The sequence below is a fragment of the Ilumatobacter sp. genome (assembly GCF_039969435.1).
GTDB lineage: Bacteria > Actinomycetota > Acidimicrobiia > Acidimicrobiales > Ilumatobacteraceae > Ilumatobacter_A.
Window position 1 is genome coordinate 54452 of record NZ_JBDVNU010000007.1, and the last position, 14303, is coordinate 68754.

Below are 14303 nucleotides of genomic sequence, written 5' to 3' on the forward strand. Positions count from 1 at the left end.
GCACCGCGGCTCGACGACGCGCGCCAGCGTGACGGATCGACGCCGGACTTCGTCGAGACTGCACTCATGCCACGCCTCCGACAGGTGTCCCGCGTCGACGCCCACCCGTTCGCCCAAGCCCTCTACGCCATGATCTTCGGCGATCGCGACCCGGTCGCGGAACCCGGTACGGCGTCGGGAACTCCGGGCGACTGGTGGACCGTGTTCGCCCAGGTGCCCGATGCCTTCGACCACACGACGGCCGGTTTCCAGTTCTACCGGTCACCGGACCGCGTCCTGTCGGCCAGGCACCGCGAGCTGGGTCAGACCCGGGCCGGGTACGCGGTCGGTTCGAAGTTCGTCTTCAGCCAGCACTGCAAGGCGATGCGCGACGTGGGCTTCACCGACGAACAGGTCGCAGCGATCCCCGCCTGGTCGAGCACGGATTGCTTCTCGGTCGAGGAACGAGCACTCCTCGCCTACACCGACTGCCTCGTCCTCGAACACGGTCGCGTCCCCGAGGCGCTGTTCGATTCCCTGAAGGCGCACTTCTCCGAGGTCGAGATCATCGAGTTCACGTACATCACGTGTACCTATGCGATGCACGCGACGATGACCAAGGCACTGCGCCTGGAGTACGACGACGTCGACGACCGGGTGGTCGAGGAACCCGACCCCCACGGCAACTTCGGCGGCCTCGACGTGATGTCCGTCGTCGATGCGAACCACACGGAGTCGGACACGGAATGACGGAATGACAACCACACGGTGTCTGACACCGTGTGGTTCGCGGTCAGCCGAGGGCGTCGACGACGTCGGCCGGAGCCTGGACGAGTTCGATCAGCACACCCTCGCCGGAACGGGGTGTGGCCTCGTTGCCCTTCGGGTGCATGAAACACACCTCGTGGCCGGACGCCCCCGTGCGGATTCCACCGGGCGTGAAGCGCACTCCCTGCTCGGTCAACCAGTCGACCGCAGCGTGCAGGTCGTCGATCCACAGCCCGAGATGGTTCAGCGTCGGGACGTGGACCTTGGGTGACACGTCGGGGTCGAGCGGCTGCATCAGGTCGATCTCGACCGCATGGGGACCGCTGCCGAGCCGGAGGATGTCCTCGTCGACGTTCTCGGACTCGGCGACGTAGTCACCCACCTTCTCGACGCCGAGCAGGCCGGTCCACAGGTCGGACAGCGCCGCCTTGTCCAACCCACCGATCGCCACCTGCTGGATTCCGAGCACCCTGAACGGTCGATCTGTCATGCCTCGATCCTGTCACGCGCTCGACGACGCCCCCAAGCCTCGTCGCGTGGGCGTCTGCGTCCGGTCCGTCCGCTCATGAACGCCCCGTGCGACGCTCACGTCGACGCACCGGCACGGGTACGGACACGATGGATCGCCAGCAGTCGAGCGATCGGCTCAGTGATCGGTCGAGCGGTCAGTGGATGGTGACGGTGCCGGCCGAGCCGTCGACGGTGATGGTCGACCCGTCGGGAATGATGTCGGTCGCTCCCGTCACGCTCACCACGCACGGGATCCCCAACTCCCGGCTCACGATGATCGCGTGACTCACCTGCGCCCCGACTTCACGACCACACCTGCGGCCGGGACGAACAGGGGTGTCCACGCCGGGTCGGTGTGCGGTGCGACGAGGATGTCACCGGGTTCGAGTGCCATCGGGTCACTCGGGTCGAGGATGACCCGTGCGACTCCGGTCACGGTGCCCGGGCATCCGGGGACGCCTGTCAGCACGTCACCGGCATCGGCGATCGACGCCACGGTCGCGTCGGCACGCTTCGCCCACTGCGAGAGTGGCGGCACCGTGTCGACGACGATGAACGGCGGGTCGAGTTCGAACAGCGCCCGGTACTCCGACGCACGTTGGGTCAGTCGGGACCGGAAGCCGTCGGGGGCGGCGAGGAACGCTTCGAGTTCCTCGTCGAGCAGCATGTGGAAGTCGACCACCTCGTACTGATGCCGGCGAGCGAGTTCGCGCAGAGCGACGCGCACCTCGTGGACGACCTTGATGATGTTCGTCTTGGTCCGCTCGCGCCCGGCGAGGTAGCGGTGCGCCGATGCCAGACCTGCCTCGAACTGCCCCGAGGCCCCCGGGTCCGCGGCGAGCGCATCTCGTACCCGGTCGGTGGCTGCAGCACGTTGGGCGGCGACGGCGTCGGTGCGAGTCGCCGGGTCACCCTCGGCGCCCTGCTTGCGCATGACGGCGATGAGGTTGAGAACGAGTTCGGGCTTCGTCTCCCAGACGTCGCTGACGATGTCCCACTCGTTGGGTCCGCGGCTGCCGAACTCGGCGAGGAATGCAGTGAACCCCGCGCGGAACTCGTCGGACTCCTCGTCGAGCCGCGAGAGCGCCCACATCGCCCGGCTCGGGAGTGCAGAGTCGACGTCACCGATTCCCGTGATCAGGTCGAGAGCGAGTGACGGATCGCCCAGCGCTTCTGCGACGGCGGAGATGATGCCCGGTCCGATCGACGCGCCGGCGGTGACCGTGAGGTGACGCTCGAACAAGAGACGCAGGAGCGGCCGCATCGATCGCGCCCGCTCGACGAGTTCGTGGTCGGCGAGGTCGCGCAGGTCGGGACGCGTGCTGCGCAACTCGTTCGCCACGACCTGGTCGTCGAGCAGCACCTCGAGCGGTTCGCTGAGCACCTGGTGCATCCACGCTCCGACCTTTGCGGTGTTCGCCTCGCTCTCGTGCCACGGCTCGGCCACGTACGGCGGCACGTCGGGATGGTCACCGAAGTACGTGAAGTCGATCATCTCCGGCGCGAGCCCGGGCGCACGCACACCGAAGAGTCGGGCGAGAGCGGCGTTGATGTAGAGATACCCCCCGAAACTGCCGACCACCTCGTCGGAGCGGACCTCGTCGGGCTCGCACGTACCGACGTTGATCTGCGCGTCGCGCCACCCGTCGTTGGTCGCCTGCCACACGATGGTCCACCCCAGCGGCGACGCCGGATCGGGCAGTACTTCGCCTGCGTTGGCTCGCGTGTAGAAGGGGTGCCGCGGCGAGACCTCGTGGTCGGTGATCCAGCGGTCGGCGCTCATGGGCCGACGGTAGTGCGCCGATCAGCGATCGACGGTCACGGCAACCGGCACCGGGCGCGCCGACCGGACGCGAACGAGGCCGGCGAGCATGACGGTGAGCACGACCAGTTCGGCCGAGGTGAGGATCATCGAGGACATGGCAGTGCTTCGGCGCGGCTCCGCCGCGACTTGATTCAGAGATTCGTCACGATTCGTTCTGGATTCGCCCGCGGCCCCCGCCGGGATGGTCCCATGCCCGCCAGAATGGGGTCATGACCGAATCGGCAGACGTGCTCACACCGATGTCGAGCGACAACGACTGGGCGGCGTTCACCGACCACGGCCCATGGGAGATCCGACGCGACGACGCACGCTGGTTGCCGCTCGCGCGCACACTTCGACGCCAGGCGCAGGCCGAGGTCCCTGCCCTGACGGCGCCACGGCGCGTGCCGCCGGGACTGCGCGTCCTCACCGTCTCGGCACGACTCGCGGCCGCTGCCGTCCCGTGGATGGTGCGCAAGAAGCTCGGTCGCCACGCGAACGCCGCCGAGAGCCGTGCCGACATCTCCCGACGGCTCCGTCGAGCCGCCGAGGCGCTCGGTCCGACGTACATCAAGCTCGGCCAGATCATCTCCTCCGGCGAGGGCCTGTTCCCGCCCGAACTGGTCGAGGAGTTCAAGAAGTGTCGGGACCAGGTGCCCGCCGAACCGTTCGACGTCGTCCGTCTCACTGTCGAACAGGATCTCGGCGCACGACTCGACGACGTGTTCGAGTCGTTCGACCGCACGGCGCTCGCCGCAGCGTCGATCGCACAGGTCCACGTCGCACGGCTGCGTACCGGTGAGGAGGTCGTCGTCAAGGTGCAGCGGCCTCAGGTGTCGACGCTGGTCCGCAGGGACCTCGAGGTCATGTCCTGGCTCGCCCCGTTCCTCGTCGGCCGCATCCCGGTCGCAGCGCTGGCCAACCCGCCGGCGCTGGTCGAACTGTTCGCCGAGACGATCGTCGAGGAACTCGACTTCCGGATGGAGGCCGCGAACATGCTCGACGTGGCGGGGATGCTCCACGAACTGGAGCAGGAGCGCTACGTCACACCTCGCCCGCACCCGTCGCTCGTGACGCGCCGCACCCTCGTGATGGAACGCGTCCACGGCTTCAACTTCGACGACGTGGTCGGGATGCAGGACGCAGGGATCGACACCGAGGACGTGGTGCGGACCGCGATGATCGCGTTCATGGAGGGCGCGGTGGTCGAGGGGATCTTCCACGGCGATCTGCACGGCGGCAACCTGCTCGTCATGGACGACGGTCGCACTGCCCTCCTCGACTACGGCATCGTCGGCCGCCTGGACGGCGGCCGCCGCAACGCATTCCTGCGGCTGATGCTCGGAGCCACCACGAACGATCCGACGGTCCAGGTCGAGGCGCTGCGCGACCTGGGGGCGCTGCCGATGGACACCGACATCGCCGCCGTCGTGTCCGACCTCGGTCTGGACCGCACGGAGGTCCTCGACCCCACGCAACTGTCGGGCGAGGAGATGGTGCAGGAGGTGCAGCGCGTCGTCAAGGCGATGCTCGGCTACGGCGCGAAGCTTCCCAAGGAACTGATGCTGTACGTGAAGAACCTCGTGTTCCTCGACGGTGCCATCGCTCGGCTCGCGCCCGACCTCGACCTGATCGGCGAGGTGCAGAACCTCTCCATGATGTTCGCGATGAAGCACGGTGAACGCCTCGGCCGCGAACTCGGGATCGACCCGAACGACGTCGAGTTCGACATGGACGGCATCAAGGCCAGCGTGGGCCTCGACTCGAGTGCGAGCGGTCTGACCTACCGGGAACTGCAGGAGCGGCGAGCGCTGATCCAGAAGCGGATGTCGGATCACGTCGAGGGGCGCGACTGATGCGGTTGGTGATCGCCCGATGCTCGGTCGACTACGCCGGACGGCTCGACGCCCACCTGCCCGAGGCAAACCGACTGATCATGGTCAAGGCCGACGGTTGCGTCGCCGTCCACGCCGATGGCGGTGCGTACAAGCCGCTGAACTGGATGAATGCTCCGAACACTCTCGTCGAGACCGATGCGTCGGTCTCCGACGACGGCCTGGCCCGGTGGATCGTCACCAGCCCGAAGAAGGAGACGCTGACCATCACGCTGCACGAAGTGCTCAGCGACGTCTCGGCCGAACTCGGCGACGACCCCGGTCTGCAGAAGGACGGGGTGGAAGCGCACCTGCAGCAGTTGCTCGCCGACAACCCGACCACGATCGAGGAGGGCCTGCGGCTGGTGCGGCGCGAGTACCCCACGGCGATCGGCCCGGTCGACCTCCTCTGCCGCGATCACACCGATCAGGTCGTGGCGATCGAGGTCAAGCGACGCGGCGAGATCGACGGTGTGGAGCAGCTCGCGCGCTACATCGAGCGGCTCAGCATGGACTCGTCGCTGGGCGAGGTACGCGGCGTGTACGTCGCTCAGTCGATCAAGCCCCAGGCCAAGGTGCTCGCCGAATCACGCGGCTTCACCTGGGTCGAGGTCGACTACGACGAACTGCGCGGCATGAAGTCCGACGACCTCAAGCTGTTCTGATCGGCGATCGGGCGAAAATCATTCGCAAGAGAGATTTAAGTAATCGTCTTCATCTGTCGAATCGATGATCGATGAACGCCGGTGAAAAGAACTCGCATGTTTGACGTGCGACCGAAGGTGAGAGCATCACAGTGGTGATGTCCGAACGACCCGACCACAATTCTCATTCCAGGTCGAGCGCGGCGAAGCACGTGGTGCGCCGTGTACCGCCGGTTGTTGCGGTGGCGACCGTCTTCATCGTCGTGGCGTTGTTCCTGCCGGTGTCTTTCTGGATCAAGGGTGTCGTCGTCGCCCAGGCGGTCCTGCTCGCAGCGCTCGCCCGCCGCTCGGGTTCACACCATCTCGTCTCTACCACTGCGGTGATTGGTTCCGAGGATCGGGAGCAATTGATGTGGGCCACGCTCACACGCGAATGTGGGCGAGCGACCCGACTCGATACATCCGTTGCCGTGTTCGCTCTCGATCTGGGAGCGCCGACCACCGCGGAGCGCGCGGTTCGCGTCCTGGCGTCGAGCGTGCGCGAGACGGACCTCGCACTCCTCGGCCCGCGTCCGGGGGTAGTGCTCGCTGCGGTCGTGATTCCGCGCGGCGCTGCGGCGCCGACGACGTTGAACCGACTCTCCCAAGTGCTCAGCGAGGACGACCTCGAAGTAGCGCGCTTCGGTACCGCCGTGTTTCCACACGACCATGCGACCCCGGAACACCTGGTCGACCTCGCTGTGGAACGCATGGCCGCGACGCCGTACGGCCGAGCCGACGGGTCGCAGCTCGCTCAACCTTCGGGCGATGACGCCGAACCGACATCGGATCAGTCAAGGCGTACAGCTGCGCGCGGACCGGTTGCCGCCGGAGTCTGGCGTGTGTTCGAACTCGGTCTCGCGTCGGCGGCACTCGTCGTTGCGCTCCCCGTACTCCTCGCTGCCGCAGCAGTCATCCGCCTTCACGACGGAGGCCCCGCACTGTTCGTGCAGTCTCGCTCCGGCCTGAACGGGCGACCATTCAAGCTGTACAAGCTCCGCTCGATGTCGGTCGGGGCCGAGCATCGCCTCGCCGAAGTCGCATCTCTGAATGAACTCGAAGGCATCTTCAAGTCGTCGAAGGACCCACGGGTCACCCGGATCGGGCGCTTCCTGCGGCAGACGAGTATCGACGAACTGCCGCAGCTCTGGAACGTCGTCCGTGGCGACATGGCGTTGGTCGGCCCGCGGCCGTCATCCAATCTCGTGGACTCCCACCTGCCGTGGGAACTCGAACGGTTGACGGTGAAACCCGGGCTGACCGGGTTGTGGCAGGTGTACTACCGCGGTCAGCTCTCGTTCAACGATCGCGCTCGGCTCGACATCCAGTACGCTAGGCAGCGTTCGGTGTGGCTCGATTTCAAGATTCTCATGCTCACGATCCCCGCCGTTCTCTCCGCTCGTGGACAACACTGACAACATGAAGCATTCTCACGTCGACGAGAACCCGCCATCGGTTTCCGGCTCTCCATCCCTCGATTGGAGCGAGGTGGGACGATCGTTGAAGCGCTACTTTCTCTTGCTCCTTCCTATGGCGGTCGTGGCCGTCGGTCTCGGGGTGACGGTGGGCCAGAGGGGACCCGACGTGTTCCAGTCGGAGGTCAACCTCGTGTTCGCACCGTCGTCGGACCTTCCCGAGACTTACGAGAAGGTCGACGCTCTCGACACCCTCAACGATCGAGTACTTCAGGGAACCTACATCGAGCTCACCGAGAGCCGGACGCTGCTCGTCGACGCGCTCGCTGCGGCCCAGCTCGACGCCCGACTGATCGACGACGTCGAAGTGGACGGAACGATCGCTCTGGAGGCGAACATCGTCACCGTGATGGTCCACGCGCCGTCGTCCGACTCTGTGACCGCCCTCACCGACGCTCTCGCCGATGTCACAATCGAGCGGTTCGAGGACCTATACCCGATCATCGATGTCACGGTCGTCGATCAGCCGACCGCCCCCGATGGCGCGGTCGGAGTCCCCTATCTTCAACTGGTCGTCCTCGCTCTCGTTGGGGCGTTCCTGCTGTGGACGATCCTGGCGGTTCTCCTCGGCCGCATCAGGTCGTGAACCGTAATGCGGACAAGCGGATCCGGAAGCGATATCTCGCTGGTTCGATTCTTATCGGCACCGGTACGTTCGCGTTGCTCGGTTTGGGTGAGCCGTTCCTCGCCGTCGCCGTGCTCACGACCTTCGCCGCCGTTGCGTCGATGCTGACACGTCCTGCTGTGGCCGGCGCAGTGCTGGCTGCGACCTCGGTCGCAAATGCCGCAAGCGTCCTCACCGAGTTCTACGGCATCCCGTCGATCACCGAGCCGCTAATGGCTCTCGCCGTTCTGTCGATCGCCATCTCATCGATCCGATCTGCGATATCGGTGCAGCTGCCGCAGCCAGCGCTCGTTCTCGCGCTCGGCGGGTATGTTGCGGTCCAGCTGGCCAGCATCTTCTGGGCCGATGATCCCGTCGCCGCAACCGGCGTGACCGTCGGGACCATTCGGGACATCTTGATCGCACTCGTGGTCGTCGCGACGATCGGATCCGTGGGAGACCTGCTGGTGGTGATCGGTGGAATTGCCTCGGCCGGAGTCTTTCTCGCCGCCTTGAGCGTTCACCAGGCCATCACCGGCAGCTACTCATCGCCGTACGGCGGCTTCGCTGTAGCGACGATCGAACAGATCGTCGGAGAAGTCGACGACTGGCGTGCGAGCGGTCCCTTCGACGACCCGAACTTCTTCGCCCAGGTCCTCGTCGTTGCGTTCTCACTGTCACTCGTTTGTGCCGTGTTCTCGCAGTCTCGGCGAGCTCGCATGTCTGGCTTGGCTGGTGCGGTTGTCAGCGGTTTCGGCGTGGTGGTGACCTTCTCGCGCGGGGGCACACTGGCACTGCTCGCGGTGTGCGTCTGCGTTGTGGCACTGCGTCGACCTCGTCCGATCTGGACGATGGCGGCGATTGCGATCGTGCTCGTGTCAGCAGCTGCCCTCCCGTCGGACTTCACCAGTCGCGTGACGCAGTCCACCGCTGGGCTCCCGCTCGTCGGCGGTGACCAGCCGATCGCTGACTCGGCCGTCCGCGGACGTGCGAGTGAGGGGATCGTCGGATTGCAGATGTTCGTCGACCATCCGCTCGTAGGAGTCGGCGCAGGGAACTATGCCGTCAACTATCAGGACTACTCGCGTGAGCTCGGACTCGATCCCCGACGCCAGGATCGCAAGTCCCACAACGTGTACGTGGAAATCGCCAGCGAGACCGGACTCCTCGGGTTGAGCGCCTTCGCCGCCATCACCGCCATCGCCGTCCAATCGTTGCGGACGGCGAGCCGCAGCCTTGGTGAACGAACACGACTGTCTGCGAGGTCGTTGATCGTCGGTGGCGCGGGACTGGCCGTCACGTCGATCTTCCTCCATGCCGATTTCGCGCGCACATTGTGGATCATGGTCGCGCTCTCCGCGACGGTCGGAACGCTCGAACGGGCACCCGTCGCACGTTTCGATCTCACGGATGAGGTCGACGGCGCCGACGAACTCTCGTCCGGCGAGCGCGCACGGGTGTCGACATGAACGACACGGTGATGCTCGTGGACCTGTCACGGCGCTCCGGTGGCGCCCAGCGGCGGATCATCGAACAGTGCCGCCGATGGAGTGGCCCCGGAGATCTCGTCGTCGTCCACCTCGCGGGGACCGAACTCGAGGCCGCCCTCGACGACAGCCCGACCTGTCGACGACGTGCGCTGCGCCGAGCTCGTTGGAATCCGTGGCTCGTCGTCGACCTGCTTCGCCTGATGCGCCAGGAGCAGGCGACCGTTGTCGACGCGCACAATGTCGTGGCCCAAGTTTGGAGCGTGATCGCCGCACGACTGGCCCGAGTGCCACGCATCTTCTGCACTGTCCACAGCGACTACCGGAGCGAGCACGAAGGATCATCGCGAGCGCTGCTGTACTCCGGCGTCATCCGCGTGGCGGGTGCGGTCGGTTCGCGGTTCATCGCCGTCGAGTCCCGCGTCGGAGGGTTCATCGAGACCTGTGGCGTCTCGGCTCGTCACATCGTCACCATCCCGAATGCCGCCGTGCAGCCCGTTGCCACTCCTGGGGCGAGACCCACGATCCGGGGTGAACTCGGCCTCACGAATGAGTTCGTGGTGGTCTTCGCCGGCCGTCTCGAGCCGGTGAAACGGATCGAGTCACTCGTGCGGGCGTTCGCCGAAGACGAGGTGGCGCTCTCCCATGCGCATCTGGTGGTCGCTGGTGACGGCTCACAACGACCGGTCCTCGAGGAACTCGTCGCCGACCTTGGCCTCGCCGAGCGCGTACGTTTCCTCGGTCATCGCCACGACGTCGTCGACGTCATTGCCGCCGCTGACTGCGTCGCTCTCGTGTCGAGCAGCGAGGGGCTCCCGTACGTCGTGCTCGAGGCGATCGCCCTCGATCGACCGCTCATCCTGTCCCGCTTGCCTGCACTCGTCGACCTCCTGGGCGATGAGGGAGCCGAGTTCGTCGGTGTCGGCGACCACCAGGGAACAGCCCGGTCCATCATGCGCCTCGCCGGGGACGACCGCCTGTGCGCCCGCCTTGCCCGGACCGCCAGCTCACGGGTGGCCGAACGACTTCCACCCGCACAGATGTCGATCGCGACCGAGGCGGCGTACTACGGCCCCCACCGACCAGTCGACCTCGTCCGGATGATCCGACCCGACGGAGTCGGGTTCAACCGTACGTTCAACGTGGTTCGTCGCATCGCTCCCTTCATCGACCGCCCGACGCGTGTTCTGAGCGTGCTGACCTACCACCGCGTCGCCACGGACGAGCACGACCGCTGCCTCGACCCCGTGCTGAAGAGTGCGACCCCCGAGATGTTCGAACAGCAGATGGCCCTTCTGCGCCGCCGCTACGAGCCCGTCACGCTCGCCGACGTGCGAGCGGCGTTGGTCGACGGCCACGATCTTCCCGCCGGAGCGGTGCTCGTCACGTTCGACGATGCGTACCGAGACCTCGCCGACCATGCTGCGCCCATCCTTCGACGTCACGGCATCAAGGCGACCGTCTTCGTCCCGACGGCGTACCCCGGGTCCGATGCGCTCGACTTCTGGTGGGATCGGCTCTACCGGTCGATTCTCTGTTCGACGCGGTCGGCGCTCACCACTCCCATCGGAACGTTCGTCCTCGATGGCTCGCCCACGAGGGCGTCGTGGGTGTCGAACTCGATCGCTCGCCACCTCAAGACGCTGGATCACCTCGCCGCAATTTCGGTCGTCGATCAGGTCGTGGCCGATGCTGGGCAGACGGATCCATGGAATGCGGTGATGGATTGGAATCAACTCGAGCTCTTCCTCGGCGACGGACACTTCGTGCAGTCGCACACTCGTACGCATCCGGCACTCGATCAACTCCCGATCGGCGAGGTCGAGACCGAACTCACAGGGTCGTACGCCGACATCGTCGGTCGTCTCGGGGTCGCGCCGATCGCGTTGGCATATCCGACCGGTCAGTCCTCGCCGGCGGTCCGACGAATGATCGTCGACGCTGGATTCGAACTGGCTTTCACAACAGCCCCGGGCTCGAACCGGCTCCCCGTCGAGGACCTGCTGTCCATTCACCGAATCGACGTCACGGCTTCGGTGCAAGCCTCACACCTCGCCCTGATGCTCGGCCCCGTCGCCTCAGCTGCACGACGCCTGCGGTGACAGCGCGGACGCCGCCGAAGGCGGGCGTTTGGTCCACGTCGCCCGCTGCCGACCCGTCAGAGCGCGCAAGATCCCGACGATGGAGGCAGTCGCCGACGATGTGGCGAGATGCGCCCCGCGCACGACCACCGGCACTGCTCGCCCTGTGCGCTCCAGGAGGTGGCCCAGCCCGGACGCGACGGCCACAGACCCGGTCCCAACCGTCAACAGCGACGCGATGAACCGATCGATCGGCCGCGCCCGAGTTGTGAACAGAGTCGCCAGCGCTGCGAACGTTGCAAGACCACCCATCACGGGAACGAACGGTCGCAGGAGCTTGTGTGACACGAAGCGGACGGCGAGTCCGGGGCGCGTCCAGACCCCTCGCGCGGGGCCCATGGTGCTGAGTAGTCGGCCGGCGGTCATACGAGAGCGGCGCGCCGTCTCGTCTCGCATGGTGGGGGATGGAAGGTCAGCGGCGTACGCGGTCGGGTCGAACACGATCCTCCGACCGGCGATGGCGGCCCGCAGCGCCAGCGTGAGTTCGTCGTTGACGGTGCCGGCCGGGAGCGGTTCGGCGTCCCGTCGACGGATCGCGAAGATGTTCCCGTTGACGCCGACCGTCGTTCCACTCGCCGACTCCCACGATCGGATGCTGTCCTCGTACCTCCAGTACAGATCGAGCACCCGTCCGACGCCGTCGCCGCCGTAGCTCATTCGACCGGATACGACGCCGACGTCCTCGTCGCCGAACGACTGCACCAACGCACGCAGTGCTCCCGGATCCCACACGGCGGTTGCGTCGGAGAGAGCGATCACGTCGCCGGACGATTCTGCGATTGCTGCGTTGATTGCAGCCGCCTTGCCTGCCCGCTCGGGACGCTCGAGCAGGCGCACGTTGGAGCGCACTCCATCGAGAGCACGGCGAACCGCATCGGCCGTCCCATCTGTGCTTCCGTCGTCGACGACGACGATCTCGAGACGATCGGACGGGTAGTCGAGTCGGAGAAGATTCTCGATCTTGGTGGCGATGACGTCCACTTCGTCGTGGCAGGGGACAATGAGTGTGACGGACGGAGTGTCGTCCGTTCGTCGGACCGGGCGCGGGCGGACTCTTGCCGAAATTGCCGCCAGTAGCGGATAACCGGCGAGCACATAGGCCACTCCGGCCAGCGACGAGTACATGGCAACGGCTCGGCGAGGTGGCCGCACGCTCACGTTCTGGCCCCCCGGGTCGTCGGCACCGAGCGGACGGTAGCGAAAGATTCTGCGACAACGACATCGGGTCGAAACATCGATCGCTGTTCCGGCGCCCGAACGACTCCGGCGCCCGTCTCGTAACATTCCGTCATGAACGACCACGGCCTGCACCAGGCCGACGCTCAGCACGTCTCTCCACAGGACGCACCGAGCGGGGACGCCACCGGCGGCCTGAAGGGAGCGGCAGTCACGTCGTTCGTCTGGGCGTTCCTCGGATTGATCGGCAATCGCGCTGTCGTGTTCGTCACGACACTCATCCTCGCCCGGCTCCTCGTTCCGGAGGACTTCGGCACCGTGGCAGCAGCGCTCGTTGTTCTCGGCTTCGTCAACGTCGTGCTCGACCTCGGTCTCGGTGCGGCGATCGTCCAGGAGCAGGCCGAGGGATACGGCGGTCGGGTCGACACTGCGTTCACAACTCACCTGTGTCTCTCGACCGTCGCGACAGGTGGACTTGTCGTGTCGTCGCCGTGGCTCGCCGAGGCGCTCGGTATCGCCGACGACTTCGAGATACTGCAGATTCTGGCGCTGTCGGTAGTGCTCAGATCGCTCGGCCAGATCCACGAGGCACTGATGCGGCGCGACCTGATGTTCCGTCAGAGCACCGTGGTCAGTTTCGTCCAGGCGATCGTTCGTCTGGCCGTCTCGATTGCGCTCGCCGTGTCGGGCGCGGGGGCGTGGTCCCTGGTCGGGGGAGTCCTCGCCAGTACGTCGATCGCAACCGTGGCGTACTGGATCGTGGTGCCGTATCGTCCCCGGCTCCGAATACAGCGCATCGAGCTGGCGTCGCTCATGAGGTTCGGTGCGTTCGTCACCTTGACGAAGTTTCTCTCCGCAGTCGTCGCCGACGCCGACTACATCTTCATCGGCCGCGAACTCGGCGCCGTGCTCCTCGGTTTCTACGTGATTGCGTTCCGACTTCCCGAACTGCTCATCGAGAACGTCTTGAACGTCTTCAGCAGTGTGGCTTTCCCGGTCCTGTCGCGGGCGCGCTCGATGGAGAAGGACCAACTCCGGCGAGTCGTCGTCCAAGCCCTCACCGTTGTCACGCTGTTCGGTTTCACGGTCGGGGCCGGCCTCGCCATCGTGTCCCAGGACACCGTTGGACTGCTGTTCGGATCGAAGTGGGAGGCCAGTGCCGTCCCGATGTCGATCCTCGCTGTCTCGGTCGGAATCGGGTCGATCGGCTACGCAGTCGGCGATCTCTACCTTGCGATCAACAAGCCCGAGATCGCGCTCTGGATCATCGGGGCGATGGTCGTACCGAAGTTGGTGGCGCTCTACGTCGCCTCCAGCGAGGGCGTCGTCGCCGTGGCGTGGGTCCATTTGGTCACCACAGCGATCTTCTCGTTGACACATCTCACGGTCGCGCGCCGGATCGTCGGGCTCCAGTTCCGCGACATTGCTGGCGCACTGCGCGGACCGCTGGTCTCGGCCGCCGCCATCACGATCACGACGGTCCCGCTCCTCACGGCGATGTCACCTGGGGTGTTGCGCCTTGCGATCATCGTGGCCGTCGGAACGGTCGCCGCCACCGTCGGATTCGTCGCCGACCGTTCGATGTGGACGCTCGTTCGCGGACTCGTCGGCAACGTTCGTCCACAGCGCACATGAACGACCGCGCGATCCCTCGTGGCTGGCCGTCACCGCACGAAGTCGGCGAGAGCGTGCTCACGTCCGGAATGGTCGACGGCGGTACCCGTGTCACGTCTGCGACTCTCCTGACCGCACGCCCGTGGAGCGTGATCTACGCCGTCGATGTCGAGAGTGGCTCTGGCGAA

Annotated in this window: 12 protein-coding genes; 9 read left to right on the top strand and 3 right to left on the bottom strand. The window is 66.1% G+C overall.

The genetic code is table 11. The features are described 5' to 3' along the window. The first annotated feature begins 66 nt into the window (after positions 1–66). Positions 67–729: a carboxymuconolactone decarboxylase family protein gene (locus ABJK40_RS03825; RefSeq protein ID WP_348478828.1), complete on the top strand. Its 663-nt coding sequence runs from the start codon at positions 67–69 to the stop codon at positions 727–729. Between the two features lie 43 nt (positions 730–772). On the opposite strand, the gene ABJK40_RS03830 is transcribed toward ABJK40_RS03825, so the two are convergent. Further along, positions 773–1237 carry a VOC family protein gene (locus ABJK40_RS03830; protein WP_348478829.1) on the bottom strand — a complete coding sequence of 155 codons (465 nt, stop codon included), beginning with the start codon at positions 1235–1237 and terminating at the stop codon, positions 773–775. 128 nt (positions 1238–1365) lie between these two features. On the opposite strand from ABJK40_RS03830, the gene ABJK40_RS03835 reads away from it, so the two are divergent. Next, positions 1366–1542, top strand: a complete 177-nt coding sequence (locus tag ABJK40_RS03835; protein WP_348510154.1) for a hypothetical protein — start codon at positions 1366–1368, stop codon at positions 1540–1542. A gap of 1 nt (position 1543) precedes the next feature. Here ABJK40_RS03835 and ABJK40_RS03840 read toward each other — a convergent pair whose 3' ends face one another. Continuing rightward, a complete protein-coding gene (locus ABJK40_RS03840) occupies positions 1544–3040 on the bottom strand; it encodes a phosphoenolpyruvate-utilizing protein (protein ID WP_348510155.1) in 1497 nt (498 codons plus the stop codon). 251 nt (positions 3041–3291) lie between these two features. Between ABJK40_RS03840 and ABJK40_RS03845 the strand changes: the two genes are divergently transcribed. The 6 genes from ABJK40_RS03845 to ABJK40_RS03870 all read left to right on the top strand — a co-directional run bounded on the left by ABJK40_RS03845 (position 3292) and on the right by ABJK40_RS03870 (position 11286). Then, positions 3292–4917, top strand: coding sequence for an AarF/UbiB family protein (locus ABJK40_RS03845; RefSeq protein WP_348479598.1), 1626 nt, complete (start codon positions 3292–3294; stop codon positions 4915–4917). Continuing rightward, positions 4917–5600, top strand: a complete 684-nt coding sequence (gene nucS / locus ABJK40_RS03850; RefSeq protein ID WP_348479597.1) for an endonuclease NucS — start codon at positions 4917–4919, stop codon at positions 5598–5600. The genes ABJK40_RS03845 and nucS overlap by 1 nt, the downstream gene beginning before the upstream one ends. 221 nt (positions 5601–5821) lie before the next feature. Continuing rightward, a complete protein-coding gene (locus tag ABJK40_RS03855) occupies positions 5822–7033 on the top strand; it encodes a sugar transferase (RefSeq protein ID WP_348479596.1) in 1212 nt (403 codons plus the stop codon). Between the two features lie 4 nt (positions 7034–7037). Further along, positions 7038–7679: a hypothetical protein gene (locus tag ABJK40_RS03860; RefSeq protein WP_348510156.1), complete on the top strand. Its 642-nt coding sequence runs from the start codon at positions 7038–7040 to the stop codon at positions 7677–7679. Then, positions 7676–9166: an O-antigen ligase family protein gene (locus tag ABJK40_RS03865; RefSeq protein WP_348479594.1), complete on the top strand. Its 1491-nt coding sequence runs from the start codon at positions 7676–7678 to the stop codon at positions 9164–9166. Before ABJK40_RS03860 ends, ABJK40_RS03865 begins: the two co-directional genes overlap by 4 nt. After that, on the top strand, positions 9163–11286 hold the full coding sequence (locus ABJK40_RS03870; RefSeq protein WP_348510157.1) for a glycosyltransferase: 2124 nt from the start codon (positions 9163–9165) through the stop codon (positions 11284–11286). Before ABJK40_RS03865 ends, ABJK40_RS03870 begins: the two co-directional genes overlap by 4 nt. Here ABJK40_RS03870 and ABJK40_RS03875 read toward each other — a convergent pair. Continuing rightward, on the bottom strand, positions 11263–12609 hold the full coding sequence (locus ABJK40_RS03875; RefSeq protein WP_348510158.1) for a glycosyltransferase family 2 protein: 1347 nt from the start codon (positions 12607–12609) through the stop codon (positions 11263–11265). The two genes, ABJK40_RS03870 and ABJK40_RS03875, sit on opposite strands and share 24 nt — an antisense overlap. Before the next feature lie 6 nt (positions 12610–12615). On the opposite strand from ABJK40_RS03875, the gene ABJK40_RS03880 reads away from it, so the two are divergent. Next, positions 12616–14136: a lipopolysaccharide biosynthesis protein gene (locus ABJK40_RS03880; RefSeq protein WP_348477939.1), complete on the top strand. Its 1521-nt coding sequence runs from the start codon at positions 12616–12618 to the stop codon at positions 14134–14136. Positions 14137–14303: the final 167 nt, after the last annotated feature.

Excerpts from the sequence above, each read along its gene's own strand:
- ABJK40_RS03825 (WP_348478828.1), top strand. The coding sequence starts at position 67 with ATGCCACGCCTCCGACAGGTGTCCCGCGTCGACGCCCACCCGTTCGCC.
- ABJK40_RS03870 (WP_348510157.1), top strand. The coding sequence starts at position 9,163 with ATGAACGACACGGTGATGCTCGTGGACCTGTCACGGCGCTCCGGTGGC.
- ABJK40_RS03845 (WP_348479598.1), top strand. The coding sequence starts at position 3,292 with ATGACCGAATCGGCAGACGTGCTCACACCGATGTCGAGCGACAACGAC.
- ABJK40_RS03880 (WP_348477939.1), top strand. The coding sequence starts at position 12,616 with ATGAACGACCACGGCCTGCACCAGGCCGACGCTCAGCACGTCTCTCCA.
- ABJK40_RS03875 (WP_348510158.1), bottom strand. The coding sequence starts at position 12,609 with ATGTTACGAGACGGGCGCCGGAGTCGTTCGGGCGCCGGAACAGCGATC.
- ABJK40_RS03830 (WP_348478829.1), bottom strand. The coding sequence starts at position 1,237 with ATGACAGATCGACCGTTCAGGGTGCTCGGAATCCAGCAGGTGGCGATC.
- ABJK40_RS03835 (WP_348510154.1), top strand. The coding sequence starts at position 1,366 with ATGGATCGCCAGCAGTCGAGCGATCGGCTCAGTGATCGGTCGAGCGGT.
- ABJK40_RS03840 (WP_348510155.1), bottom strand. The coding sequence starts at position 3,040 with ATGAGCGCCGACCGCTGGATCACCGACCACGAGGTCTCGCCGCGGCAC.
- ABJK40_RS03860 (WP_348510156.1), top strand. The coding sequence starts at position 7,038 with ATGAAGCATTCTCACGTCGACGAGAACCCGCCATCGGTTTCCGGCTCT.
- nucS (WP_348479597.1), top strand. The coding sequence starts at position 4,917 with ATGCGGTTGGTGATCGCCCGATGCTCGGTCGACTACGCCGGACGGCTC.